Genomic DNA, 23,483 nt, shown 5'->3' with positions numbered 1-23,483 from the left:
GTCTACGCTCGGCGCATGCTGCTTCCGGAGCCGGCCGACATGACCACCCTTCTGGTTCGTACGGACTATTCCGACGACACCGCGTGGCAGGCCGCAGTCCAGGCCGCGACCGCGGTGTACGCCGCTGACGACCTCGAGCCGATGGGCGCCAGCGTGCAGCTGGTCGAGGCACCGGAGCTCGATGGCCTGACGCCGAACGACCTGGTGCTTCTGCCCCGGAGCGGGTATCTCTCCTGCCTCGCAGTTGCAGATGCCCGGACCATGGTCGACCTGACGATCGTGCTCGTCGATCTCAACGAGTTCAGCGAGCAGGTAGGACGCACCTTCCGCGTGGTTCCGCAGGAGGTCGAATCGGTCACGGGGAACCTCGCGATCGCGAACATGGACTTCTTCGAGTTCGCCGATTCGGCCGATCCCGACGGGGTCTTCCGTGGCTTCGGGGGCACGCCCTAGCGGTCGCGGAGGTCGTCGAGGCGGGCGACGTCGATGTCGACGTCCCCGCTGATGCCGTCCACGGCGCCCCACCAGGAGACCTGCCACACGGTCCAGTCGTGGTCGGGACGGCCGAGGAAGCTCACGAGCCACCGGGGCCGGTCGGATCGGTCGAGCACCGGGTACTCGCCCTCCCAGTCCTCGCCGACGTAGAGCAGCGTGTCCGTTCCCCACGCGTCCTCGACGACCGCGAGGAACGCGTCGAGCTCGGCGAGGACGTCGTCGAGGGGCGGGCGGGCGCTGCAGTTCCCGACGAGCTCGAGGTCGACCGCCGGCGGCAGCGCTCCGTCCTGCGGCGGGGCGGTGCGCAGGAAGTGCTCGGCCTGCTCGGCGCCCGGGGTGCACAGCGTGAAGAAGTGGTAGGCACCGCGGTCGATGCCCGCGTCGTCCGCCGCGATCCAGTGCTCCGCGAAGCGCGGGTCCACGAGTGCGGTCCCCTCGCTGGCCTTGAGGTACGCGAACGCGACGTCGTCGTCGGCCACGGCGGCCCAGTCGACCGGGCCCTGGTGATGGCTGACGTCGATCCCGTAGACCTCACCCTCCCGCAGGGTCGGGCGGTGGTGCGGCGCCCAGAGGTACCAGACGGCCGCGAGCAGTGCGGCGATCACGAGGACCGCGACGAGGGCGGTCAGCCAGCGGCGCCGCGTGCGGCGGCGGGACGCGGAAGAGGCCTCGGGCCCCAGCGGGGACGCTCCCTGCGCTCCCGGGGTGTCCTGCTGCGGGGTTCCGGTCATCGTCCGGCCTGCTCGGCCCACTCGTCGGCGAGGAGCGCGTAGCCGACGCCGTCGACCCACCCCAGCTCACGGTGGAGGGAGTCCTTCACGGTGTACGTCTCGCGGCGCATGCCGAGGCGTTCGGCGAGGCGCCACGAGGGGGTGTTGTCGGCGAAGATGCTCGCCGTCACGCGGCGCAGGCCCAGGTCCTCGAAGCACAGGCGCAGCACCTCCTGCACCGCTTCCGTGGCATACCCCTGCCCGCCGTGGGCGGGGTTGAAGGCCCACCCGAGCTCGGCCTCGGCGTGCTTCGCGCCCGAGGCGACCTCGCGCTGCGCCCACGCGTCCGCGACGCGGAGCATGAGCTCCCCGATGATGTGCCCGTCGAGCTCGACGACGAGCGTGTCCCGCTGCCGCGCCCCGATGATCTCGCGCCAGTCGTCCTGGTCCGCGGGGCGCCACGAACCCCAGTGGCTCACCTCGTCGAGCTGCCGGTACTCCCACATGGCGTCCGCGTCGCCCGGCGTGACCCGGCGGATGCTCAACCGAGGTGTGCGCAGCGGCCACGCGACGTCGTCGAGCGGGGTGGGGGCGGACTGGTCGGGTGCGGTCACGAGAGCATCCTGTCAGGCCAGTCAGTCGGTCGCCGTACTCTTGAGCGACCTCAGCACCCGTGCACTGCTCTCCGGCGAGGTCACATATGCGGTCTGGTTGGCTGCTCCGCGTCTGATTTCACCTCGACCCCAGGCCGACCAGTGCGATCACACCCGAGATCGAACCGACGCCGGGATCCAACCCCGGTGACCACCGCAGTCAGGATCCCCTGAGATGGCTGCCAGTCTGACGACCGAATGTTGGGTGGTTCAGTCCCGACGAGACAAGGTCGACCACAAACTTATGGCTGAGCACTCGTCTCATCGGGCCCTCCACCCCTCGATCTACCCTTAGATCCGCGTCAGGAGGCCTTTGAGATAAGAGCCGCCCCTGCTGAGGATGGCTCCCGCGAGTGCGCAGTAGAAGCCGTTGTTGTTGCACCATTCGATGAGGTCAGCGGGGTTAGGGCCGGTCTCGCCTGCGACCTTGAGCTGGATCATGTTGACCTTGGAGATTCGATTCCCGTCCAGGTACTCGTAATACCAGCCATAGCAGTTGGAAGGCGAGTTGTTGGTCCAGGGCATGAGCCCGCTGCTGCCCTCTTCGCAGTACGAGTAGTAGTCGCCTGTCGCTAGGGTTGAAAACCGCTCTCCAGGCCTCGCGGAGAACCTCTCCTCGTGCTCCTCGATCGCCTGCTGGATCTCGGACTCGCTGGCATCGGCTGGTGCCAGCTGTGCGGCAGGGATCCCTGCCTCGCTCACCACGGTCGCCTCTGGCGACGGTGCCGAGGGGGTGGCGCTCGCCACCCCTGTCAGTGACACGGAAAGGGCTGATGCAATCGCCATCGTCGAGATGGCCCTACGAGTGCGCATGATAATCTCTCCTTTCGCGGTGAAGCTTCCGTTGTCGCAATCGGGTTCTTTCTCATTTGCATGGTGATGCTTGTGGACGCCGTGCCGTGTGATGTTCGCGTGGGCGGGCCTCGTGCCGTGCCCTCGTGCACGCCCGGCCGGAGGGTGATGATTGTTGTCTGCTCGTGCATCGTTGCCCCCAGGCCGGATTGTCTGCATCTGCGAGACCGACGGACATCCCGTTGCTCGGCACGATGCCGGGCTGTGCCACGGACTCAGTTTTTAACGTAACAGATCGTCTAATACGGGACACCTCGGGCGGTGCGCATGTGAGGCCGGCGTACTACGAGAAGACCGACGAACGGCGGTCGAAGAACGACGCGGTATCGATCCCGATACTGCGCGGTGACCAGTCAAGACGTGTGTTCGCGCGCGGTGGGCCCGACGTCGTGGAGGTCGCGTCTGTGGTCGTCGACCGGACAGACGAGAGTTCAGCCACCGGAGGCACAACTCGAGTCCGCAACCTTGCGTCGGTGCGTGACACGGACACGGGATTCGGGCGTCGGCGTGTTAGGTCACCTGTCCAGGCGAGCCCAGCGCTTGAGGGCGTCTGGCGATCGCGCGCAGGCGCGGGTCGTCCGCCTCGGTGTAGCGAGCGAGCACCGCCAGGGCCGTCCGGGTGCGCAGGTCGTACAGGGCCATCGCCGCCGAGAGGCGAACGTCCTCGTCGGTGTCCTGCAGCGCCTCGGCCAGGGCCCCGGTGGCGTCCTCCGCGCCCGGGCCGATGAAGCAGAGGACCTCGGCGGCATGGTGCCGCGCCGGGGTCTCGTCCCTGGTCAGCGCCATGACGAGGCTCGGCACGGCCGTGCGGTCGAAGGACGCGAGGTCGCGGGTGAGTCCGTTCCGAACGGTGCTGTCGCCGGTTCCCAGGAGTGCCACCAAGGCCGGGACAGCTCGCGGGTCGCCGGTGCGGGCGAGAGCCCAGCGGGCCTTGGCCGCCACGTCGGCGTCGTCGTCGCCTGCCAGCGGCACGATGGCGCTCGTGGTCGCCGGGTCGGCGATCTTGCTCAGGACGTGCAGCGCGCGCACGCGCGAGGTGGTGTCCGTCCCGGCCAGCGCGTCCAGGAGGAGGGGCGTGGCTGCGTCCGCGACGCGGGTGACCGCCCAGGAGAGGGTGTCGCGCACGAAGGGGTCGGGCTCGGACCACAGCCTGGCCACGAGCCCCGGCGCGCCAGCAGGGTCGGCGGCCGTGCCGAGGTCGAGGGCCGCGGCCTGACGCACGTCCCGGTCCGGGTCCGTGAGCCTGCTCAGCGCAGCATCGAGCTCGGGGTCGGCGGTGGGCTCGAACGCTCGTGGTGTGCTCATGCGGGCGACGCTAGAAGTTGCCGCAACGAGAAGGTCAACCCGCTACCGTCGACCCCGTGCACTACTCGATCAGTCAGGTCGCCACCATGGCCGGCGTGTCCGCACGGACCCTGCGGCACTACGACGAGATCGGGCTGCTCACCCCGGCGGCCGTGTCCTCCAACGGCTACCGCTGGTACGGTCGGAGCGAGCTGCGCCGTCTGCAGCGCATCCTCCTCCTGCGCGACCTCGACGTCCCCCTCCCGCAGATCGACGCCGTCCTCGCGGGGGACGACGACGAAGCGTCCGCCCTGCGACGCCACCTGACCATCGTCACCGCCGAACGGGACCGCCTCGACCGGATCGCCGCCACCATCACCCGCACCCTGGACGACCTCGAAGGCGGGGACCGCCTGCCCGACGAGGAGTTCTTCCGCGGACTGGACGAGGGACGCTCGCAGCTCGCCGCCACCCTCGAGGAACGATTCGGTAACGCTGCCGCCGGCACGGTGCAGACCGGGACCACGCACACGGCGCGATGGACCAGGGACGACTACGACCAGGCGGCAGCCGACGGACGGGAGCTCTATGCGCGCCTGTCCCGCGCACGACGGTCCGGCGTCGACCCCACCTCCGTGCGAGCGCTCGACCTCATCGCGGAGCACCACGAAGCCGTCCGCGCCGTGTGGCCCGTCGACCCGGCGGCCTATCACGCGCTCGCCGACCTCATCGAGACCGACCCCCAGCAACGAGACGTCGTCGGGGCCGAGGACCCCGATCTTCCTCTGTGGCTCGCAACCGCCGTCCGCGCTTACGCCGTCCGGCGCCTCGACCACGGATAGGGTCCAGGGATGGAGAGTGCTGTCCGCGAGAGATGCGTCGCGCTGGGGGTCGCCGTGGTGATCGGCGCCGTCGTCGGGTGCCTTGCGGGAGTAGCGCTGAGCGCCACCTCCGGCTTCGTGGCGTGGGGCGGGTTCGTGTGGTCCGTCATCGGGGCGGCCTCGCTAGGGCTCGGGTTCGTGGCGGCCGAGATCACGAGGCTCGTGGCGAAAGGTACGGGTCGCGAGTCCCGAGGGGCAGGCACTGGCGCGATCCTTGCCTCCGCGGTTCTCGCCGGGGCGTCCGCAGCTGCCCTCCTCAGCTGGACGGCATCCGTGACGGTCCTCGGAGGAGCGGTCTTCTTCGCTCTCGTGTCGGCGGGGGCGACGTACGGCGCGACTCGGCGGAGGACCCGCGTCGCGATGAACGCCTGTGACCTGTCCGTGGTGGGGCGTCGTGTGGACGACGGCTACTGAGGCCGTCGAGCCAGCTGTGCATCGGTGGACGAAGGGCTGCCGTGAGTGGTGCGGACCGCCAGACCCAAGAGGGGCACCGTGAGGACGGTCAGCGCGACGCCCAGGCCGGCGACCGCCACCATGGCGCCGCGAAGGCCGACACCCTGTGACCAGAGTCCGACGTACACGGGGCCGAGCAGGAACCCGAGGTATGACACGGCGGTCACGAGGGCCGTCGCCCGGCCCCGGTACGCCTCGTCCACCGAGCGCGACGCGAGGCTGAGCATCGTCGGGTAGAGCGTGGCGGTGCCGGCTGCTGCGACGATGAGGCCGAGGGCCGCCACGAGGATCGTCGGGGAGGCCGCGATGATCAGGGCGCCAGCAGCCGCAGCGACCGAGCCGAGGAGCACGACGGATCTCTCGCGCCCCGGGCGGAGCGTCCCGAGTGACAGACGGGTGGCTGCCACGACGGCCGCGAAGACGGCGGGAGCGACCGCGCTGGTCCCTGTGCCGGCGTTCAGCTCGTCCTCGAGGAACACCGCACCCCAGCTCTGGTGCGCGTTCTCGCTCGCGAACGCCAGGGCACCGAGGACCCCGACGATCAGGAGCGGGGTCAGCCGTAGACCGCCCGCGGGGGGCATGACGGTAGCGCCCACCCGTGGGAGGACGGGGTCGGCTGCGTTCCCGGGGCGCGGCAGGAGCGTGCCTGCTGACGCGACGACGGAGAGCACGGCGATGACGAGGAATGGCGCGTAGGTCGGTGCGCCGAGGGCCGAGAGGAGGCCGGTCCCGAGGCTCGACAGCACGACGAAGACCGAGAAGACGCCCCCGGCCCGCATGATGACGGCGCGGCCGGTGACCTGCTCGGCGCGGGCGGCGATCGAGTTCATGGCGACGTCGGTGGCGCCGCTCGTAGCCCCGACGACCGTGAGGCCTAGGCAGAGGGCGACGAAGCCGTGGGCGGAGAGCGCGGCCCCGACGCCTGCCATCCCGAGCGCGATGATCGCGACGCCCGCGAAGCGCAGCCCGAACCGGTCGAGAGCCTTGCCCGCGAGGAGCATCGCCGGAAGAGCGCCGGCACCGACGAAGAGCAGTGCGACACCGAGCTGTCCGTCGTCGACCCCCGCCTGCTCCCGGATGCGGGGGATGCTCGCGCCCCACGCTCCCCAGAACGAGCCGAAGGCGGCGGCCGCCAGGTAGGCGACGGCGGGCCGAGGGCCTTGCTGCAGGGCGAAGGACATGTGTGTGACGTTACACAGATACACTGTGGCTATGCAATCGCCCGCGCAGCGCCCCACGATGACCCAGGTCGCAGCTCGCGCCAAGGTCTCGGTCATGACGGTGTCCTACACGTTCAACCGACCCGACCGGGTGGCGGCCCCGACGCGGGAGAAGGTCCTCAGGGCGGCGGCGGAGCTGGGGTATGCCGGCCCGAACGCTGCGGCACGATCACTGCGCTACGGAAGCACCCGCACGCTGGGAGTGGTTCTGGGGGAGCACCTCACCTACGCGTTCGACGACTCCCAAGCCGTCGCCTTCCTCGGCGGGGTGTCCGAGGTCTGCGCCGATCACGGGTATGGGTTGCTCATCACACCCGTCACGGGCGTGGACGACGACGCCCGTCGGGTCGCAGCCGCGGCCGTCGACGCCTTCGTCGTCTGGACCACGACGGACGACGACCCGGTGCTCGACGCGGTGATCGCTTCGGGTCGCCCTGTCGTCGTCCACGGCGGCCCGGCGAGGGACGGCGCCGCGCTGGTGAGCGTCGACAACCGTGCGGCTGCCCGAGCCATCGGCCTGGAGGCGTTCGCGGGGGCGACACGCCCCGCGGTGCTCAGCTTCCCCCTCGACCAGGAGCGTCGGACGGTGCTCGCGCCGGGCGTCGACCCGGACGGCGTCCGCTTCCCCGTGACGCGGGAGCGCCTGCTCGGGTACCGGGACGCGGCCGAGGACCTCGGACTCGACTGGTCGTCGGTGCTCGTCGGTGCTGCCGCCACGAACGACGACGACGAGGCGCGGACGCTCGCGGAGCAGATGCTCACGCTCGATCCGCCGCTCGACGCGATCGCCGCCATGAGCGACGAGCAGGCGCTCGGGGTGCTCGCCGCTGCCGCGGCGTCAGCGGTGCCGGTTCCCGAGCGGCTCACCGTGAGCGGCTGGGACGCCTCGCGCGCCGCCGCAGCCGCCGGTCTCAGCACCGTGGCTCAGGACCTGCGCGCCCAGGGCGCGTCGTGCGCGCGGATCGCTCTCGGTGGACCCGCGGAGGACCATGCGGACCGGTGGTCCGTCGTCGTCCGGTCCTCGACGGTGCGGTGAGGTTCGCAAGAACGACCATCCGTCGCAGGTCGTGTGGTGGGCTGTGCGGCCCGAGACCCGACGGTCGCCCGGCAGGCCCGAGGCCGTCAGGACCGATCTTCGAACCTTCACAGCATCGTGACCAGACGCATGTTGGGAAAATCCCAACCCAGCCGTACGGTGGATGGATGGACACCACGATCAATGAGCGGGTGCGGAGCCTCGTGCAAGGTCGGGGAATCGTGCAGAAGACGCTCGCAGCCGAGATCGGCATGACGACCGACGCGCTCTCGCGCGCTCTCGGCGGCTATCGAGGCTTTAGCGCCTTGGAGCTGGCACGGGTCGCCGAGCTGCTGGACGTCAACGTCTACGAGCTCATCACCGGCGAGCAGGACCCCGCCAAGGTTCGCGTCGCGGCACGGCATTCGTTCGACCACGACACAGGCACGTACAGCAACGGCACCTTCGACTCCGACGATGACCACCTGGAGGACATTCGTCTGGCCTACGTCCAGGCCTACCCGAAGGGTGATGCGCCTGCTTCCGTACTCCCCGACAGCCCGGACACAGTACGCGGAGCGCTCGGAGAAGGGTTCGTGCGCAGACTCGCGGACCTGCTCGAGCAGCACCTCGGAGTCGACGTCGTCCGCATCCCGAAGCTGGGTACCGCGTACTCGATGATGCTCGGCAATCGTGCTGTGATCGTCGTCCCTGCCAGCGGAAACTGGTTCCGGGAGAACTGGGATATCGCACACGAGCTCGGGCATCTGGTCGACGGGTCCATGGGGGTGGGTGACGTTGCCGAGGCAGCCGCCAATGCGTTCGCAGCATCACTGCTTCTCCCCGAGAGCCAGGTGCGCGCGGTCGAGTGGAGGACGCTGACGGTGGAAGCACTCGGCGAGCTCGTCTGGGACTGGGGCGTCTCGACCGATGCCCTTCGCAGGCGTCTGTCATCGCTGAACGTTGCCGTCCCCGCAGCCGTCGGCGAGTGGCTGAGCGTCACGACGCCGCAGCTCCTGCGGGGGAGGTCGCTGCCAGCGGCGAGATGGGGCGACCTGATCGCCCGCAAGCGCGAAGCGGCGGCGCGGCGGTTCCCCACCTCGCTGATAAACGAGCATGAGCGGGCGATCGCGGAAGGTCGGCTGGGCAAGGGCACGCTCGCCTGGATGCTGGGTGTGGAGGTCGACGAGCTCGAGGTCGCCGAACCCGAGCTGCGTCGAGGGACCGTGGATGAACTCGCTGGGATGCTCGGGCTGACGTCCGCGTGAGCACGTTCCTCTTTCCGGACAACACGGTTCTCATCAACTTCGCCTACATCGGCCGCATGGACCTCCTCGCGAGGTTGACCGGGGGCAGAGGCGCATGGTGCCAGTCCGTCGCGACCGAGTGTGACAACAGCTCACGGTTCGAGGGACTCGACGAACTGGCCACCGCGCGCAAGATCTTCGGCACACCGTGGCTCCCGGAGTCGGGCGCGGAGCACCTCTCGATCCGTCTGCTTCGCGACGAGATGGCCAGCCCTGGTGACGGACCCACCAAGCACCTGGGTGAGGCCGAGACGATCGCCCTGATGGAACACCGGGGAGTCACCGGCTTCTTCATCACCGACGACGAGGACGCGGCGCGCAAGGCGCACGCCCGCGGGATCAGGTCGAGCACCACGTGGGACATGCTGGCTCTCGCGCTGCGAGCGCAGTGGGTCGATGCAGACACGGTCTTCGGGTTCGTCACCGTCCTCAGGCAGCGCAGGCGTCCGATCCCGCGGGCCATCGGGCGAGACAGGGCATCGTTCGACTCCTGGGTCTCTTCCGTGGCCCCCTCGTCGTAGGCGTGTCTGGGTGGGATGTCACGTGTCCGTGGAGCGCCGGACTTCGAGGCCTCTGGTCAGTGCCCTTCGTCCCACTCCACCCCGTCGACGCGGTGGAACGCCAGACCGGCGTCGTCCCACCACGCGCCGTGGGCGGGCAGGGTCGCCCGGAACCGGTCGAAGTCCTGGGGTGAGCCCCATGCGACCTCCGCGACCGCGGGCAGGCGCGGCAGGAGCATGGTCGTCACGTCGTCGAGGGTGCGGATCGTCTCGGTCCACAGGCACGCCTCGACGCCCACCACCGATGCGGCGGGGACGCCGGGGAGCTCGGCGACCGGGTCCCACGCGTACGCGTCCTCGAGGCTCACGGTCCCCGCCCACGTGAGGCCCAGGGGGAAGTCCTCGTCGTACTTCTGGTCGAGGTACGCGTGGTTCGCTGGGGACGCGACGAACAGGGCGCCGTCCTCGCGGGCGGCCCGTGCCAGGTGGTCGGTGTCGATCTGCCACGTCCAGTACTGCAGGAGGGTGCCGTCGGGCAGGTCGGCGCCCGTGGCCTCCTGCCACAGGGTGAGGCGCTTGCCGTGCGACGCCGCGACGCGCCCCAGGCGCTCGACGAACCGCACGTAGTCGTCGCGCTCGAGGACGAGCGCCTCGTCCCCGCCGAGGTGGATCGTGTCGCCCACGGTGTGGCGGGCGAGGGACGCGACGACGTCCTCGACGAGCGCCCACGTCGCGTCGGCGTCCACGGCGACGGTGCTGAACCCCACCTCGATCCCCGCGTACGGCTCGCGCTCCACCCCGTCGGGGCTCACCTCGGGGTAGGCCACCTGGGCGGCGTGCGTGTGCCCGGGGAGGTCCACCTCGGGGACGACCACCACGTGGCGCTCGGCCGCGTACTTCTGGAGGTGCGCGTAGTCGTCGAGGGAGAAGAATCCGCCCGTGCCGCCGTCGACGTCGTTCGCGGCACCGCGCTCCGTGAGCAGGGGGCGGCCCTCGATCTCGATGCGCCACCCCTGGTCGTCCGTGAGGTGCAGGTGCAGCTGGTTGAGGCGGTACGCCGACGCGAGGTCCACCACCCGCTTCACCGCGACGACGTCGAGGAAGTGCCGGGCCACGTCGAGCATGACGCCGCGCACGGCGTACGTGGGGGAGTCGGTGACCTCCATGGTGGGCACCGACCCGTCGCGCACGGCCTGCTCGACGGTCCGCACCGCCCAGAAGGCGCCGGCCTCGTCGGCGGCGCGCAGCTCCCAGCGGTCCGCGGAGAGCAGGAGCGTGTAGCCCTCCGCCGGGAGCGACGCGTCGAGGTCGGCACGCACCCCGAACCCCGCGGGGCCGGCACCCGCCGACTCCCCGGGCGTCGTGCGCGCGACGGCCGCGTGCAGACCGGTGGCGAGGCGCGCCGCGCGCGGCGCCCAGGGGGCGAGCGCCCGGACGAGACCGTCGACGTGCTCGGCTCGCAACGGTGCGCGCGGGGCGTCCTCGTCGACGGTGACGTGCTGCGGGGCGGGGACGAGCGGGACTGTCATGGTGCCTCTCCGATGAGGTGCTGGGCGAGGTGCTGCAGACTGTTGACGCCGACTAAGTACGTAAGGTGTACTTACTATATGGCACCACGACCTGCACAGACGGAGACCCGACGCCGCGCGTCGCGGTCCGGTGCCCCCGCCGCGAAGATCCTCCCCGCAGACGCACGCATCCGCCACCGCGCCCTCGTCCTCCAGGAGCTCTTCGACCACGGCCCCGCCTCCCGCGCCGACCTCGCCCGCTCCACCGCCCTCGCCCGCGTCACCGTCTCCGACGTCGTCTCCGACCTCATCGAGGACCAGCTGGTCGTCGAGCTCGGCGTCCGCCCCGGCACCCACATGGGCAAGCCCGCCACCCTCGTCGGCATCAACGGCCCCGGTGCCCACGTCGTCTGCCTCGACCTCTCCGGCGACGCCGTCCTGCGCGGCGCCCTCGTCGACCTCGAGGGCACCACCGTCAAGACGTCCACCGTGAAGCTCAACGGCAAGACCGGCGAGAACGCCGTCACCAAGACCCTCACCCTCGTCCGTCGCCTCGTCGAGGCCTCGCCCTCCCGCGTTCTCGGAGTCGGCGTCGGGACCCCCGGCGTCGTCTCCGCCGACGGCGTCGTCCGCCGCGCCCCCAACCTCGGCTGGACCGACCTCGACCTCCGGTCCCGCCTCGAGGCCGAGACCGCCCTGCCCGTCTACGTCGCCAACGACGCCAACACCGCCGCGCTCGCCGAGGAGACCTTCGGTGCCGGGAGCGCCACCGGTCTCGTGCTCGTCGAGATCGGCCACGGCGTCGGAGCGGGCATCCTCCTCGACGGCGCGCTCCTGCGCGGCACCGACGGCACCGCCGGCGAGATCGGCCACGTCAACGTCGTGCCCGACGGCCCCGAGTGCTCCTGCGGGCGCCGCGGCTGCCTCGAGTCCCTCGTCTCCGCACCCCGCCTGCGCGCCCGCACCACCGGGCTCAGCGACGCCGAGGTCGCCGGCGAGCTCTCCGCAGCAGGCCGCCAGCTCGGCCTCGTCCTCGCACCCGTCACCCAGGCCCTCGGCCTGCGCGACGTCGTGCTCTCCGGGCCCGAGGACCTCCTCGCCGGGCCTTTCCTCCAAGCAGCCGAGTCGACGGTCCTGGCACTCACCAGGCCCTTCGGGGACGAACGGGTCCGTCTCCGCATGTCAGCGCTCGGTCACGACGGCGTCCTCGTGGGTGCCGCCGCACACGTGCTCGACGGGGAGCTCGGCCTCTCGTAACCGGCCCGCCCCACCCGTCGCAGCCCGTCCGCCCCTGGCCACCCCGGCCACGACCAGAAGGACACGTTCCATGAGAAGCACGCGAATCGCAGTACTCGGCACCGTCGCCGCGCTCGCGCTCGGCGCCTGCAGCTCCGGCGGATCCACCACCTCCGAGGGCGACGACGCCCAGGGGGACGGCGAGCTCACCCTCTGGCTCGCCGGCAACGACACACCCGAGGAGCTCACCGACTGGCTCGTCGAGGAGTTCGAGTCCACCACGGACGGCACGCTCACCGTCGAGCGCGTCGACTGGGGCGAGCTCCTGCCCCGCCTCCAGACGTCCCTCGGCAACGCCGACGAGACCCCCGACGTCGTCGAGATCGGCAACACCCAGTCCCCGACCTTCACCAACGTCGGCGCCTTCACCGACCTCACCGACCACCTCGACGCCCTCGGCGGCGACGACCTCGGCCCCGAGGGATTCATCGAGGCCGGCAGCGTCGACGACTCCGTCTACGCCGTGCCCTACTACTGGGGCTCCCGCTACGTCTTCTACCGCACCGACCTCCTCGAGGCCGCCGGCATCGAGCCGCCCACCACGCTCGAGGAGTTCAACGACGCCGCCGTCGCGCTCACCACCGACACCCAGTCCGGGTTCTGGCTGCCCGGCCAGGACTGGCGCAACGGCATCAGCTGGGTCTTCGCCAACGGCGGCGACATCGCCGTCAAGGAGGGCGACCAGTGGGTCGGTCAGCTCTCCACCCCCGAGAGCATCGAAGGCCTCACCCAGCTGCAGGAGCTCTACACCGACGCCTCCAAGGCGCCCAAGGACGGCGAGGACGCCGAGCCGTGGACCGCGTTCAACAACGGTGACGCCGCCATGTTCATGGCACCCGGGTGGGCGCGCTGGAGCATCGCCGAGGAGCTCACCGAGAACGTCGGGGCCTTCGCCCTGCCCGGCGCCGACGGCGGCGCGGCCCCCGTGTTCGCCGGCGGCTCCAACATCGCCATCTCCAAGGCGTCCCCCGACCAGGACCTCGCCCTCGAGCTCCTTGAGCTCATCATGAGCGACGAGTACCAGACCATGCTCGCCGAGAACGGCCTCGGCCCGGCGAACTCCACGTTCAACGAGCTCATGGGTGCCGAGGACGACGAGTTCGCCACCGCCGCCCTCGCAGCCGCCGAGAACGCCAAGCTCACCCCGGCCGCCGAGCAGTGGGCCGCCGTCGAGACCGCCAGGATCATGGAGGAGTTCTTCGCCAAGATCGCCCAGGGCCAGGACGTCACCGAGGTCGCCGAGGCCACCGACGCCCAGCTCGAGGACGCGCTCAACTGACCCAGTCCCACCCCGCTGGTGCCCGGGACACCGGGCACCAGCAGGACCGGGTCGACCAGGAGACACCCATGACCGACGTGACCTCAGCACCCGCACCCCCAGCGGCCCTCGGAACCCCCCTTCCCCGGACCGACGTCCGCCCGGACCGGACGAACCGGCGCCGCCGCGCCCTCGTGCCCTACCTGTTCCTCGCCCCCGTCGCCACCGTCCTCCTCCTCGCCCTCGGCTACCCGCTCGTGCGGCAGGTCGTCATGTCGTTCCAGGAGTTCGGCCTCGCCCAGCAGTTCGGCACCGCCGAACCCGAGTGGGTCGGTCTCGACAACTACGCCGCCCTCGTCGACGACGCCACCATGTGGGGCGTCGTCGCCCGGTCCCTCGCGTTCTGCGTCGTCAACGCCGGCCTCACCATGGTCATCGGCACCGCCGTCGCCACCCTCATGACCCAGCTCGCCGGGCCCGTGCGACTCGCCCTGCAGACCTGCCTGCTCCTCGCCTGGGCCATGCCCGTCATCGCCGCCATGACCGTGTGGCAGTGGCTGTTCGACACCCAGTACGGCGTCGTCAACTGGGCCCTCGTCCAAGCAGGCCTCGCCGACTTCGCCGGGCACTCCTGGCTCCTCGAACCTCTCTCCTTCTACGCCGTCGCCACCGTCATCGTCGTCTGGATGAGCGTCCCCTTCGTCGCGTTCTCCGTGTACGCCGCCCTCACCCAGGTGTCCGACGAGGTCCTCGAGGCCGCCCAGCTCGACGGAGCCGGCGGGTGGCAACGGTTCCGGCACATCGTCGTGCCCACCATCGCGCCCGTCCTGTCCGTCGTGACCCTCCTGCAGATCATCTGGGACCTGCGCGTCTTCGCCCAGATCTACTACCTCCAGGGCGCCGGTGGTCTGCGCAGCCAGACCGACCTGCTCGGGACCTACATCTACAACCTGGGCATCGGGCAGTCCAACTACGGCATGGCCTCCGCCGTCGCCATGTTCATGCTCGTGCTGACCCTCGTCCTCACCATCGGGTACGTCCGCAGGCTCGCCAAGGAGGAGGACTGATGCGCCGCGTCACGCTCAACACCGTCGGGGTGCTCCTGTGCCTCGTGTGGGTGTTCCCCGTCTACTGGATGGTGAACTCCGCGTTCCTCACCAGCGACCAGGTGCGCTCCGCCACCCCCACCTTCGTGCCCTTCGGCGGGACCACCGCGGCCTTCGGGCGCGTGTTCGACGAGCGGTTCGTCGCCTCCATGCGGCTGAGCATCGTCGTCACCCTCCTCGTCGTCGGCGTGGCGCTCCTCTTCGCGTTCCTCGCCGCGCTCGCCGTGAGCAGGTTCCGGTTCGGGGGGCGCAAGGGCTTCGTGCTCACCGTGCTCCTCGTCCAGATGATCCCCGCCGAGGCCATGTTCATCTCCCAGTACAAGATGCTCGAGGGGTGGTCGCTGCTCAACACGATCGGCGGCCTCACGCTCCTGTACGTCGCGGCCGTCCTGCCCTTCACGGTGTGGATGCTCCGCGGGTTCGTCGACGGCATCCCCGTCGAGCTCGAGCAGGCCGCCATGATCGACGGGTGCAGCCGCACCCGCGCGTTCTTCGCGGTGACGTTCCCCCTGCTGGCCCCCGGGCTCGTCGCGTCGGGCGTGTACGCGTTCCTCCAGGCGTGGAACGAGTTCACGCTCGCCACCGTCATCATGAGCCCCTCCAACCGGACCGTGCCCCTGTGGTTGCGGGGCCTGACCACCCAGTCGAACGCCGCCATCGACTGGCCCGGCGTCATGGCCGGCGCGCTCCTCGTCGCCGTCCCCGTCATCGTCTTCTTCGTCCTCGTGCAGAACCGCATGACGTCCGGGCTCGTCTCGGGCGCCGTCAAGGGCTGAGCGCCGCAGCATGGAAGGACCACCCGACGTCATGGAAGGACACACATCATGGAGGTCGTGATCCGGCCCGCCGACGAGCTCGCCGTCCTGGCGGCCGACGCCGTCGCCCGACAGCTCCGGGAGTGCGACGACACCGTCCTGGGCCTCGCCACCGGCTCGTCGCCCCTGCCCGTGTACGCCGAGCTCGTCCGGCGGCACCGCGTCGAGGGCCTGTCCTTCGCAGGCGCGCGGGCCTTCCTCCTCGACGAGTACGTGGGCCTGCCCGCAGGCCACCCCGAGTCCTACCGGGAGGTCATCCGTCGGGAGCTCACGGACCTCGTGGACATCCCCGACCACCGCGTCCACGGGCCCGACGGGCACGGCGCCGACATCGCCACCGCGGGCGTCCGCTACGACGCCGCCATCCGGGCGGCGGGCGGCGTCGACGTCCAGCTCCTCGGCATCGGCACCGACGGGCACGTCGCCTTCAACGAACCGGGTTCCTCCCTCGCGTCCCGCACCCGCGTGAAGACCCTCACCGAGCAGACCCGCCAGGACAACGCCCGCTTCTTCGACAGCATCGACGACGTGCCGCACCACGTCCTCACCCAGGGCCTCGGCACCATCCTCGAGGCCCGGCACCTCGTGCTCCTCGCCACCGGCGAGCACAAGGCCGACGCGGTGGCCGCCATGGTCGAGGGTCCCGTGAGCGCGTTCTGTCCGGCGTCCGTCCTCCAGACCCATCCGCACGTCACCGTGCTCCTCGACGACGCGGCCGCCTCCGGGCTGCGGCTCGGCGACTACTACCGGCACGCCTACGCGCACAAGCCCGGGTGGCAGTCGCTGTGACGCACCACCTCGTCCTCGCGCTCGACGTCGGCGGCACGAACACGCGCGGGGAGGTCCTCGACGCGACCCTCGGCGAACCTCTCGCCCGCGCCGCCCTGCCCACCCCCGAGCGCGACGGCGAGGCGACGCTCACCACCATCGAGGCGCTCTGCCGCGAGCTCCTCGGCCGGCTGCCCGACGCCCGGCGCACCCAGGTGGCGGCCGTCGGCCTGGGCGTCCCCGGGATCGTCGACACCACCCGCGGCACCGTGCGCCTCGCCGGGAACCTCGGCTGGACCAACATGCCCGTCGGCGACCGGCTCGCCGCACGCCTCGGCCTGCCCGTGCACGTCCATCACGACGTCACCGCCGCCGGGCTCGCCGAGCAGGCGCTCGGTGCCGGGGCGGGCGTCGACGACCTCCTCGCCGTGTTCATCGGCACCGGCATCGCCGCCGCGATCGTCGCCGGTGGCGTGTCCGTGCGCGGCGGGCTCCACCAGGCCGGTGAGCTCGGGCACGTGCCGGTCGACCCCGACGGGTTGCTGTGTCCCTGCGGGCAGCGCGGCTGCCTCGAGATGTACTCGTCGGCCCGCGCCATCGGGCGCACCTACGGGGCCGTCACCGGCAACCCCGCCGCCACCTCCCTCGACGTCGTCACCGCCCTCGGGCACGACCCCCGCGCCGACGCCGTCTGGTCCGAGGCCCTCGACGCCCTCGCCCACGGGCTCCTCGGCGCCATCACCCTCCTCGCCCCCTCCCGCGTGGTGCTCGGCGGCGGGCTGTCCGGGGCCGGGGCGGCGCTCGTCGACCCGCTGCGCGCGCGGCTCGTCGCCCGCGCCCGTGTCGCCGCCATCCCACCCATCGTCACCGCGGAGCTCGGCCAGCGGGCGGGTGTCCTCGGGGCCGGGCTGGCGACGTTCCGGCGGATCCAGGGTGCCGGCGGTGCTGCTGCTGGTGGTGATCCCGCTGACGAGAACCAGGTCGAGGTGGCGGAACCGGCGCAGGTCCCGGCAGCCGTGCGTGGCTGGCGCTAGGTTGGTCGGGTGATCGCACCCGGGGACGCACGGTCCGTCGACGAGCTCGTCGCCGCACTCGAGGGTGGGGTCCGTGTGAAGTACGTGTTCTTCTGGGGGGACCGTCCGCGGCCCGACGGCGGGCTCACCGCGGCGTGCTTCAGCCAGTGGTGGGTGGCCCCGTTCCCCGCCGACGGCGAGGTGTTCCCGTCGGCGGAGCACTACATGATGTGGCGCAAGGCGCGGCTCTTCGGGGACGACGTGCGGGCCGCGATCATCCTCGCGGCCCGCACCCCGGCGCAGGCCAAGGCGATCGGGCGGGAGGTCGTCGGGTTCGACGACGACACCTGGGCGGCGCACCGGTGGGACGTCGTGGTCGACGGGTCCGTCGCGAAGTTCGGCGGCGACCCGCGGCTGCGGGACTACCTCGTCGGCACCGGCGCGCGCGTCCTCGTCGAGGCGTCTCCGCTGGACCGCATCTGGGGCGTCGGGCTCGCCGCGGACGACGACCGGGCGGCGGACCCGTTGTCGTGGCCGGGCCTCAACCTCCTCGGCTTCGCGCTCATGGAGGCCCGCTCCCGGCTGCGCGCGGCCTAGCTGCAGGCCCGCCCGTGGACTCTTCCTGGGCGACCATGGCGGCGGATCGGGTGGAACTGCTGAACTGAGGTATGTGAAGACTCAACTTCTCGCCTGGCGAGTCGATATGAAGGACTCACCCCCGACCCACGCGGAGCCACCACCCATGAGCACCTCCCGACGTCCGTCAGCCCTCGCCCGCCTCAACGACCTGAGCGTGCGCACCAAGATCCTCGGCACCAGCTCGGCAGCCGTCGCCGTCGCCGTGCTCGTGGGTGGGCTCGGCCTGCAGGCGCTGTCCGAGTCGGCCGAGACCTCGCGGATGCTCCACGAGGAGAACGTCCTCGGCGTCCTGTACGCCGGGCACATGGACACCGCTCTCGAGACGGTGCTGCTCGACTCGCGCGACGCGATCCTCGCCACGAGCACCGACGAGGCCGCCGCGCGGCTCGCCGACCTCGAGGGGGCCGTCACGCTCTTCGAGGAGGCCTTCGACGCCTACGCGGCCACCCCCCTCGACGAGGAGCGGACCCAGGCCCTCGCCAAGCTCCGCACCGACATCGACGAGCTCTTCGCCCTGGAGCGCGACGTCCTCGCGCCGTTCGCGCTCGAAGGAGACGTGGCGGGATGGGCCGAGGCCGACGAGGAGCAGGTCCGGCCCGTGACCCTCCTCATCCAGGAGGACATCGAGCACCTCGTCGAGGCGGAGACGGCCAGCGCGCGGTCGGCCGTGGACTCGGCGCAGTCGGCCTACGAGGACCAGCGCACCACCAACCTCGTGATCATCGCGCTCGGGGCCCTCCTCGCCCTCGCCCTGAGCTGGTTCATCGCCCGTGGGGTGGCCCGCAGCGCGGCCACCGTCCAGCACGTCGTGGAGCGGATGGCCGAGGGTGACCTGACCCAGACCACGGGTCTGGTCTCGCGTGACGAGCTCGGTCGGATGGGTGCGGCGCTCGATGCCACCACGGAGCAGCTCCGGACCGTCATGGGGTCCGTCGTGCTGTCGTCGGACGCCGTCGCTGCGGCGTCGGAGGAGCTCTCGGCGACGTCCCACCAGATCGCTGCGGGTGCGGAGGAGACGTCCGCGCAGGCGGGCGTCGTCTCGGCTGCCGCGTCGCAGGTGTCGGGGAACATCCAGACCGTCGCTGCCGGGGCCGAGGAGATGGGCTCGTCCATCCGTGAGATCTCCACCTCGGCCAACGAGGCGGCCCGGGTGGCCGCCGACGCGGTGGCCGCCGCGGAGGTGGCGACCGGGTCCGTGAACCAGCTGGGCGCGTCGAGCCAGCAGATCGGTGACGTGGTGCGGGTCATCACGAGCATCGCGGAGCAGACGAACCTGCTGGCCCTCAACGCGACCATCGAGGCGGCGCGTGCGGGGGACGCGGGCAAGGGCTTCGCCGTCGTGGCGTCGGAGGTCAAGGAGCTGGCGCAGGAGACCGGCCGCGCCACCGAGAGCATCGGCCGCCTCGTCGAGACGATCCAGACGGACACCGCCGGTGCCGTCGACGCGATCATCCGCATCTCCACGGTCATCTCGTCGATCAACGACTACCAGCTCACCATCGCCTCGGCCGTCGAGGAGCAGACCGCGACGACGAACGAGATGAGCAGGAACGTCGCCGACGCCGCGACGGGCGCCGGGGAGATCGCGTCGAACATCACCGGTGTCTCCGGGGCGGCCGACGCCACCACGCAGGCGCTCGCCCAGACGACCGCCGCGGTCGGTGAGCTCTCCCGGATGGCGGCCGAGCTGCGGGCGTCGGTGTCGACCTTCACGTACTGACCGGCTGGGCGCCTGGCGTCGAGTTCGGTACTTCCAGTCGAGTTCGTCAGTCTGAAGTGCCGAACTCGACTGGAAGTACCGAACTCGCCGGAGCGGGCTCGTCCGGAGGGGGCGAGTCCAGGCCATCGGTTCTGGCACGATGGGGCGATCCGCGTGAGAGGTCCGGCACATCCCCATGGTCCGTCGTGACGAGAACACCGCAGTCCCGCGGTGGAACCACAACATCCACTACCACCGGGTGGTGCTCGACGCGGTCCCGCCTTCCGCGCGGACCGCGCTGGACGTCGGGACGGGAGACGGACTGCTCGCCGCGGACCTGCGCTCGCGGGTCCCGTCGGTCACGGGGATCGACACGGACGCCGACGTCCTGCGCAGAGCGAGCGCCGAGGTCGCGGACGTCGAATGGGTCCACGGGGACGTCCTCACCCATCCGTTCGCGCCGGCGTCGTTCGACGTCGTCGCATCCGTCGCGACGGTGCACCACCTGCCGGACCTCCGCGAGACGTTCCGCAGGTTCGCGGAGCTCGCCGCTCCGAGCGGTGTGGTCGTGGTCGTCGGTCTCGCCCGGAGCGCAGGGGTGGCCGACGCGATGTACGAGGTGGCGGGCGTCGTCCAGCACCGGTACCACTCGCGGAGGAGGCACCTGTGGGAGCACACGGCGCCGACGGTCTGGCCGCCGCCGCACACGTACGCCGAGGTCAAGCGCGCGGCGGCGGACGTCCTCCCGGGGATGCGGTGGCGACGGCTCGCGATGTGGCGGTACGCGGTCGAGTGGACAAAGGACCCCTCCGCCTGACGCGGAGCCCCTGGTTGACGACCCAGCCGGTCAGGTGCCGCCCGTGACCTCCGCGGCTGCGGCGGCGACGCGGAGGAGGCCGTCGGTGAGCTGGTCGGTGGGCAGCGAGTAGGGGATGCGCACGGCACGTTCCATGCCGTGGCCCGTCGCGGAGAAGCTGGATCCGGGGACGAGGGCGACGCCGCGTCGGGCGGCCGCGACGGTGAGGGCCGACGACGACGCGCCGGGAAGCCCGCACCACAGGGAGAAGCCCCCGGCGGGCACGGTGAACGTCCACGCGGGCAGGTGCTCCCGCAGCACGGTGAGGGCGGCGTCGCGGGACTCGAGGATCTCCGTGCGGCGCTGGTCGTCGAGGCCGGGGCGGTTGCGCAGGAGCGACGCGAGGGCGATCTGCTCGAGGACGGGCTCGCCGAGGTTCCGGGAGAGCCGGGCGCGGGCCAGGTCGGCGATGCGTTCGGCGGGTCCCCGCACCCACCCGAGGCGCAGACCGCCCCAGTACGTCTTCGCTGCGGACCCCAGGAGGAGGACGTCACCGCGCCCGTCGGCGACCGGCCCGGGGAGGGCGACGTCGGTGTCGAGGTGGATGTCACGGAGCGTCTCGTCGACGACGAGGGGCACACCGAGGCGCCGGGCGCCGTCGCGCAGGACGGCGCGGTCCTCGTCGTCGAGGAGGCGCCCGGTGGGGTTGTGGAAGTCGGCGACGACGACGATGGCGGCCGCGCCCGTGCTGCGCGCGGTCTCGACGAGGGCGCGCACGTCGACGTCGGGCCGGTTCACGGGGACGCCGACGAGCGTCGCGCCCGACTGCCGCAGCGCACCGAACGCGTTGGGGTACCCGGGCGTCTCGACGACCACGCGGTCCCGACGCCGCAGCAGGTGCGACGCGACGAGCGACATCGCGTCGAGCGCGCCCGCGGTGACGAGGACGTTCTCCGGGCCGGTCTCCAGGCCCTGGCGGCAGTAGTGCTCCGCGACCGCCTCCCGGAGCGACGGCAGCCCGGCCGCGAGGTACCCGGTGCCCGACGTGTACGCGGGCAGCTCCTCCACCGCGGACCGCAGCGCGTCGAACACTCCAGGGGCGGCCGGCATGGACGCCGACGCCAGGTCGAGCGCCCCGTCGTCGACGACGGCGGCCGTCGTCCCGCACGGGATGGGTTCACGGGACCGCGGCCCACGGGTGGCGGGGGAGCGCACGATGCGCCCGGACCCGTGCCGCGACTCCAGGTAGCCGAGCTCCGTGAGCCGGCTGAAGGCCCGCACGAGGGTGGTGCGGCTCAGGCCGAGGGTGGTGGAGAGGTCGCGCTCGCTGGGGATGCGGACCCCGGGGACGAGTCGCCCGTCGGACACGAGGAGCTCGACGCGCTCCGTGAGCCACCGGTACGCGGGGGTGCCCGCCTGGGCGGGGCCGAGCAGGAGCGCGAGGGAGTCCGCGGAGACGCGGGGGACGGCCATGCGGACCACTTTCCCACAAGTGGCACTGAGATCCGATACCACTTGGCGCCTAGGGTGGGGTCATGGCCTCGCCCCGCTCGACCCGCACCCTGCAGAACCTCACCCCGCGCGAACAGCTCCGCGCAGGGCGCATGCCCCGACGCCTCACCCAGCTGTTCATCGGCCTCACCCTCTACGGCGTGTCCCTCGGCATGATGATCCGCAGCACCCTCGGCCTCGCCCCCTGGGAGGCGTTCCACAACGGGATCTCCGAGCAGGTCGGCCTCTCCATGGGCGTCGTCATCATCCTCACCGGGGTCCTCGTCCTGCTCCTCTGGATCCCCCTGCGCCAGATGCCCGGCGTCGGCACCGTCGCCAACACCGTCTGGGTGGGGGTCGCCGTCGACGCGACCCTCCGCGTGCTCCCCGAGATCGACGGAATCGCACCGCAGATCGCCCTCCTCGTCAGCGGCGTCGTCCTCAACGGCCTCTCCGGCGCCCTCTACATCGGGTCCCAGCTGGGGCCCGGGCCGCGCGACGGCCTCATGACCGGCTTCGCCCGCACCACCGGCGGCTCGCTCCGCGTGGTCCGCACCACCATCGAGCTCACCGTCCTCGCCCTCGGCTGGCTCCTCGGTGGCGCCGTCGGGCTCGGGACGGTCCTCTACGCGCTCGCCGTCGGGCCCCTCGTCCAGCTCTTCATGCCCTACGTCGTCGTCGAGCTGGCCGACAGGGTGCCTGTGTCCGTGCCGGGTGGGGAGGACGACGCGACCGGGACGACCACGATCGCGGCGTAGGCGAACTCACCCTCGTGCAGGTGGTGCTGCGCGCCGGGACGGGCAACTACGCTCGGGGGTGTGGCGACCTTCTCCTCCGTGACCCGGCAGCACATCCTCCAGGCGATCGCCGAGTACGACGATCGTGGGGCCGAGAACTTCCTCGGCGTCTACGGGTTCGGCCCCTCGCGCGGTTACACGCTCGTCCACGAGGGCAAGACCTACGACTCCAAGGCCATCCTCGGCGTCGCGCACCGCTACGCCACCGGTCGCGCAGCGACGTCCGAGGAGTTCCACGGTGGCACGCACGGTGCGGCGGAGATCCTGCGCAAGCGCGGCTTCGAGGTCGACGAGCCCGAGACCGCCGCAGCCCCCCAGAAGGCTGCGGCTCCCCGGAAGGCCGCCGCTCCGCGGAAGGCCGCGACTCCCCGCAAGCCTGCGGAGCCCGAGCGCGTCGCACCCATCTGCCCGACCTGTTTCATGACGCTCCCGGGCACCGGGGTCTGCGACAGCTGCGGATAGGCGATTCGACGGGCGCGCGCTCCGCGTGTCACGGGCGATCCGCGCCAGCCCGTGATCCGACCGACCGTCGGGTGGCGCGTGACACCAGCGCGACGGCGCCCCCGACAACCGGCAGGCTCAGCCCTGGATTCGGTGTTCGTAGTCGCGGATCTTGGTCTCGATGACGTCCATCGAGGAGCGCCAGGTGGCCATCTTCAGGACCACGGCGGCGCGGTGGTCCTGCAGCAGCCCGAGACGCTCGCGGACCCCGTCCGGGTCGGCCGCGACGAGACGGGTGAACTCGGCGATCTGTGCCAGCGGCATCCCCGTCGCTCGCAGGTGGAGCAGCACCTCGATCAGGTGGACGGCGCTCTCGTCGTAGACCCGACGACCACCAGGTCCACGGGACGGAGCGGGCAGGATGCCCCGCCGCTCGTAGTACCGCAGCGTGTCCGCCTCCAGCCCCACTCGGGTGGCCACCTCCCC

The 23,483-nt window shown here is 71.5% G+C and carries 25 protein-coding genes; 17 read left to right on the top strand and 8 right to left on the bottom strand.

Annotated elements, in window-relative coordinates:
* The first annotated feature begins 15 nt into the window (after positions 1-15).
* The gene (locus JAV76_RS02095; RefSeq protein ID WP_198732349.1) at positions 16-453 is read left to right on the top strand and encodes a DUF6924 domain-containing protein; all 438 of its coding nucleotides are present in this window, start codon (positions 16-18) and stop codon (positions 451-453) included.
* Here the strand turns inward: JAV76_RS02095 and JAV76_RS02090 are convergent.
* The 4 genes from JAV76_RS02090 to JAV76_RS15340 form a co-directional block, all read right to left on the bottom strand.
* Positions 450-1,226, bottom strand: a complete 777-nt coding sequence (locus JAV76_RS02090; RefSeq protein ID WP_198732348.1) for a GH25 family lysozyme — start codon at positions 1,224-1,226, stop codon at positions 450-452. The genes JAV76_RS02095 and JAV76_RS02090 overlap by 4 nt on opposite strands.
* Positions 1,223-1,819, bottom strand: coding sequence for a GNAT family N-acetyltransferase (locus JAV76_RS02085; protein ID WP_307843948.1), 597 nt, complete (start codon positions 1,817-1,819; stop codon positions 1,223-1,225). Before JAV76_RS02085 ends, JAV76_RS02090 begins: the two co-directional genes overlap by 4 nt.
* Before the next feature lie 330 nt (positions 1,820-2,149).
* Positions 2,150-2,671 (bottom strand): hypothetical protein, encoded by a 522-nt coding sequence (locus tag JAV76_RS02080; RefSeq protein ID WP_198732347.1) that lies wholly within the window; start codon positions 2,669-2,671, stop codon positions 2,150-2,152.
* Positions 2,672-3,220: 549 nt separating this feature from the next.
* Positions 3,221-4,015 (bottom strand): HEAT repeat domain-containing protein, encoded by a 795-nt coding sequence (locus tag JAV76_RS15340; protein WP_198732346.1) that lies wholly within the window; start codon positions 4,013-4,015, stop codon positions 3,221-3,223.
* 56 nt (positions 4,016-4,071) lie between these two features.
* Between JAV76_RS15340 and JAV76_RS02070 the strand changes: the two genes are divergently transcribed.
* Both JAV76_RS02070 and JAV76_RS02065 read left to right on the top strand, forming a co-directional pair.
* Positions 4,072-4,836, top strand: coding sequence for a MerR family transcriptional regulator (locus tag JAV76_RS02070; RefSeq protein ID WP_198732345.1), 765 nt, complete (start codon positions 4,072-4,074; stop codon positions 4,834-4,836).
* A 9-nt stretch (positions 4,837-4,845) separates the two neighbouring features.
* Complete coding sequence (locus JAV76_RS02065) at positions 4,846-5,289, top strand: hypothetical protein (RefSeq protein WP_198732344.1); 444 nt, start codon at positions 4,846-4,848, stop codon at positions 5,287-5,289.
* On the opposite strand, the gene JAV76_RS02060 is transcribed toward JAV76_RS02065, so the two are convergent.
* Complete coding sequence (locus JAV76_RS02060) at positions 5,283-6,509, bottom strand: MFS transporter (protein WP_198732343.1); 1,227 nt, start codon at positions 6,507-6,509, stop codon at positions 5,283-5,285. The genes JAV76_RS02065 and JAV76_RS02060 overlap by 7 nt on opposite strands.
* A gap of 31 nt (positions 6,510-6,540) precedes the next feature.
* Between JAV76_RS02060 and JAV76_RS02055 the strand changes: the two genes are divergently transcribed.
* The 3 genes from JAV76_RS02055 to JAV76_RS02045 all read left to right on the top strand — a co-directional run bounded on the left by JAV76_RS02055 (position 6,541) and on the right by JAV76_RS02045 (position 9,391).
* On the top strand, positions 6,541-7,584 hold the full coding sequence (locus tag JAV76_RS02055; RefSeq protein ID WP_198732342.1) for a LacI family DNA-binding transcriptional regulator: 1,044 nt from the start codon (positions 6,541-6,543) through the stop codon (positions 7,582-7,584).
* 167 nt (positions 7,585-7,751) lie between these two features.
* A complete protein-coding gene (locus JAV76_RS02050; protein ID WP_198732341.1) occupies positions 7,752-8,831 on the top strand; it encodes a helix-turn-helix domain-containing protein in 1,080 nt (359 codons plus the stop codon).
* The gene (locus tag JAV76_RS02045) at positions 8,828-9,391 is read left to right on the top strand and encodes a PIN domain-containing protein (RefSeq protein ID WP_198732340.1); all 564 of its coding nucleotides are present in this window, start codon (positions 8,828-8,830) and stop codon (positions 9,389-9,391) included. The genes JAV76_RS02050 and JAV76_RS02045 overlap by 4 nt, the downstream gene beginning before the upstream one ends.
* Positions 9,392-9,447: 56 nt before the next feature.
* On the opposite strand, the gene JAV76_RS02040 is transcribed toward JAV76_RS02045, so the two are convergent.
* Positions 9,448-10,899 (bottom strand): beta-N-acetylhexosaminidase, encoded by a 1,452-nt coding sequence (locus JAV76_RS02040; RefSeq protein WP_198732339.1) that lies wholly within the window; start codon positions 10,897-10,899, stop codon positions 9,448-9,450.
* Positions 10,900-10,977: 78 nt separating this feature from the next.
* Here JAV76_RS02040 and JAV76_RS02035 point away from each other — a divergent pair, with 78 nt between their 5' ends.
* The 9 genes from JAV76_RS02035 (at position 10,978) to JAV76_RS01995 (ending at position 20,289) form a co-directional block, all read left to right on the top strand.
* Entirely contained in the window at positions 10,978-12,135 is a 1,158-nt protein-coding gene (locus tag JAV76_RS02035; RefSeq protein WP_198732338.1) for an ROK family transcriptional regulator, read from the top strand.
* Between the two features lie 70 nt (positions 12,136-12,205).
* On the top strand, positions 12,206-13,453 hold the full coding sequence (locus JAV76_RS02030; RefSeq protein WP_198732337.1) for an extracellular solute-binding protein: 1,248 nt from the start codon (positions 12,206-12,208) through the stop codon (positions 13,451-13,453).
* Between the two features lie 68 nt (positions 13,454-13,521).
* A complete protein-coding gene (locus JAV76_RS02025) occupies positions 13,522-14,499 on the top strand; it encodes a carbohydrate ABC transporter permease (RefSeq protein ID WP_198732336.1) in 978 nt (325 codons plus the stop codon).
* Entirely contained in the window at positions 14,499-15,314 is an 816-nt protein-coding gene (locus tag JAV76_RS02020) for a carbohydrate ABC transporter permease (RefSeq protein ID WP_198732335.1), read from the top strand. Before JAV76_RS02025 ends, JAV76_RS02020 begins: the two co-directional genes overlap by 1 nt.
* Before the next feature lie 48 nt (positions 15,315-15,362).
* Positions 15,363-16,142 carry a glucosamine-6-phosphate deaminase gene (nagB, locus tag JAV76_RS02015; protein ID WP_198732334.1) on the top strand — a complete coding sequence of 260 codons (780 nt, stop codon included), beginning with the start codon at positions 15,363-15,365 and terminating at the stop codon, positions 16,140-16,142.
* On the top strand, positions 16,139-17,155 hold the full coding sequence (locus tag JAV76_RS02010; protein ID WP_198732430.1) for an ROK family protein: 1,017 nt from the start codon (positions 16,139-16,141) through the stop codon (positions 17,153-17,155). The genes nagB and JAV76_RS02010 overlap by 4 nt, the downstream gene beginning before the upstream one ends.
* A gap of 9 nt (positions 17,156-17,164) precedes the next feature.
* A complete protein-coding gene (gene ybiA / locus JAV76_RS02005) occupies positions 17,165-17,731 on the top strand; it encodes a riboflavin biosynthesis intermediates N-glycosidase (RefSeq protein WP_307843947.1) in 567 nt (188 codons plus the stop codon).
* A gap of 145 nt (positions 17,732-17,876) precedes the next feature.
* A complete protein-coding gene (locus JAV76_RS02000) occupies positions 17,877-19,493 on the top strand; it encodes a methyl-accepting chemotaxis protein (RefSeq protein WP_198732333.1) in 1,617 nt (538 codons plus the stop codon).
* 175 nt (positions 19,494-19,668) lie between these two features.
* Positions 19,669-20,289, top strand: a complete 621-nt coding sequence (locus JAV76_RS01995) for a class I SAM-dependent methyltransferase (protein WP_198732332.1) — start codon at positions 19,669-19,671, stop codon at positions 20,287-20,289.
* A gap of 30 nt (positions 20,290-20,319) precedes the next feature.
* Here the strand turns inward: JAV76_RS01995 and yczR are convergent, their stop codons facing one another.
* Positions 20,320-21,741 carry a MocR-like transcription factor YczR gene (gene yczR, locus JAV76_RS01990; protein WP_198732331.1) on the bottom strand — a complete coding sequence of 474 codons (1,422 nt, stop codon included), beginning with the start codon at positions 21,739-21,741 and terminating at the stop codon, positions 20,320-20,322.
* A gap of 62 nt (positions 21,742-21,803) precedes the next feature.
* Between yczR and yczE the strand changes: the two genes are divergently transcribed.
* Together yczE and JAV76_RS01980 are read left to right on the top strand one after the other, a co-directional pair.
* Positions 21,804-22,517, top strand: coding sequence for a membrane protein YczE (yczE, locus tag JAV76_RS01985; RefSeq protein ID WP_198732330.1), 714 nt, complete (start codon positions 21,804-21,806; stop codon positions 22,515-22,517).
* A 60-nt stretch (positions 22,518-22,577) separates the two neighbouring features.
* Positions 22,578-23,018 carry a ScoMcrA-related endonuclease gene (locus JAV76_RS01980; protein WP_198732329.1) on the top strand — a complete coding sequence of 147 codons (441 nt, stop codon included), beginning with the start codon at positions 22,578-22,580 and terminating at the stop codon, positions 23,016-23,018.
* 117 nt (positions 23,019-23,135) lie between these two features.
* Here JAV76_RS01980 and JAV76_RS01975 read toward each other — a convergent pair whose 3' ends face one another.
* The gene (locus tag JAV76_RS01975; protein WP_198732328.1) at positions 23,136-23,477 is read right to left on the bottom strand and encodes a MerR family transcriptional regulator; all 342 of its coding nucleotides are present in this window, start codon (positions 23,475-23,477) and stop codon (positions 23,136-23,138) included.
* Between the last annotated feature and the right edge of the window lie 6 nt (positions 23,478-23,483).

Source organism: Sanguibacter suaedae, from assembly GCF_016342785.1.
Classification (GTDB): Bacteria; Actinomycetota; Actinomycetes; order Actinomycetales; family Cellulomonadaceae; genus Sanguibacter; species Sanguibacter suaedae.
Note: the sequence above shows the minus strand (reverse complement) of the source record. Positions and strands in the feature narration are given on the sequence as shown.

Bases quoted from the DNA above. Each gene is read 5' to 3' on its own strand.
- JAV76_RS02040 (WP_198732339.1), bottom strand. From the start codon at position 10,899: ATGACAGTCCCGCTCGTCCCCGCCCCGCAGCACGTCACCGTCGACGAG.
- JAV76_RS02065 (WP_198732344.1), top strand. From the start codon at position 4,846: ATGGAGAGTGCTGTCCGCGAGAGATGCGTCGCGCTGGGGGTCGCCGTG.
- JAV76_RS02080 (WP_198732347.1), bottom strand. From the start codon at position 2,671: ATGCGCACTCGTAGGGCCATCTCGACGATGGCGATTGCATCAGCCCTT.
- yczE (WP_198732330.1), top strand. From the start codon at position 21,804: ATGGCCTCGCCCCGCTCGACCCGCACCCTGCAGAACCTCACCCCGCGC.
- JAV76_RS02025 (WP_198732336.1), top strand. From the start codon at position 13,522: ATGACCGACGTGACCTCAGCACCCGCACCCCCAGCGGCCCTCGGAACC.
- JAV76_RS02030 (WP_198732337.1), top strand. From the start codon at position 12,206: ATGAGAAGCACGCGAATCGCAGTACTCGGCACCGTCGCCGCGCTCGCG.
- JAV76_RS02055 (WP_198732342.1), top strand. From the start codon at position 6,541: ATGCAATCGCCCGCGCAGCGCCCCACGATGACCCAGGTCGCAGCTCGC.
- JAV76_RS01995 (WP_198732332.1), top strand. From the start codon at position 19,669: ATGGTCCGTCGTGACGAGAACACCGCAGTCCCGCGGTGGAACCACAAC.
- JAV76_RS02020 (WP_198732335.1), top strand. From the start codon at position 14,499: ATGCGCCGCGTCACGCTCAACACCGTCGGGGTGCTCCTGTGCCTCGTG.
- JAV76_RS02050 (WP_198732341.1), top strand. From the start codon at position 7,752: ATGGACACCACGATCAATGAGCGGGTGCGGAGCCTCGTGCAAGGTCGG.
- nagB (WP_198732334.1), top strand. From the start codon at position 15,363: ATGGAGGTCGTGATCCGGCCCGCCGACGAGCTCGCCGTCCTGGCGGCC.
- yczR (WP_198732331.1), bottom strand. From the start codon at position 21,741: ATGGCCGTCCCCCGCGTCTCCGCGGACTCCCTCGCGCTCCTGCTCGGC.
- JAV76_RS02095 (WP_198732349.1), top strand. From the start codon at position 16: ATGCTGCTTCCGGAGCCGGCCGACATGACCACCCTTCTGGTTCGTACG.
- JAV76_RS15340 (WP_198732346.1), bottom strand. From the start codon at position 4,015: ATGAGCACACCACGAGCGTTCGAGCCCACCGCCGACCCCGAGCTCGAT.
- JAV76_RS02090 (WP_198732348.1), bottom strand. From the start codon at position 1,226: ATGACCGGAACCCCGCAGCAGGACACCCCGGGAGCGCAGGGAGCGTCC.
- JAV76_RS02060 (WP_198732343.1), bottom strand. From the start codon at position 6,509: ATGTCCTTCGCCCTGCAGCAAGGCCCTCGGCCCGCCGTCGCCTACCTG.
- JAV76_RS02000 (WP_198732333.1), top strand. From the start codon at position 17,877: ATGAGCACCTCCCGACGTCCGTCAGCCCTCGCCCGCCTCAACGACCTG.
- JAV76_RS02035 (WP_198732338.1), top strand. From the start codon at position 10,978: ATGGCACCACGACCTGCACAGACGGAGACCCGACGCCGCGCGTCGCGG.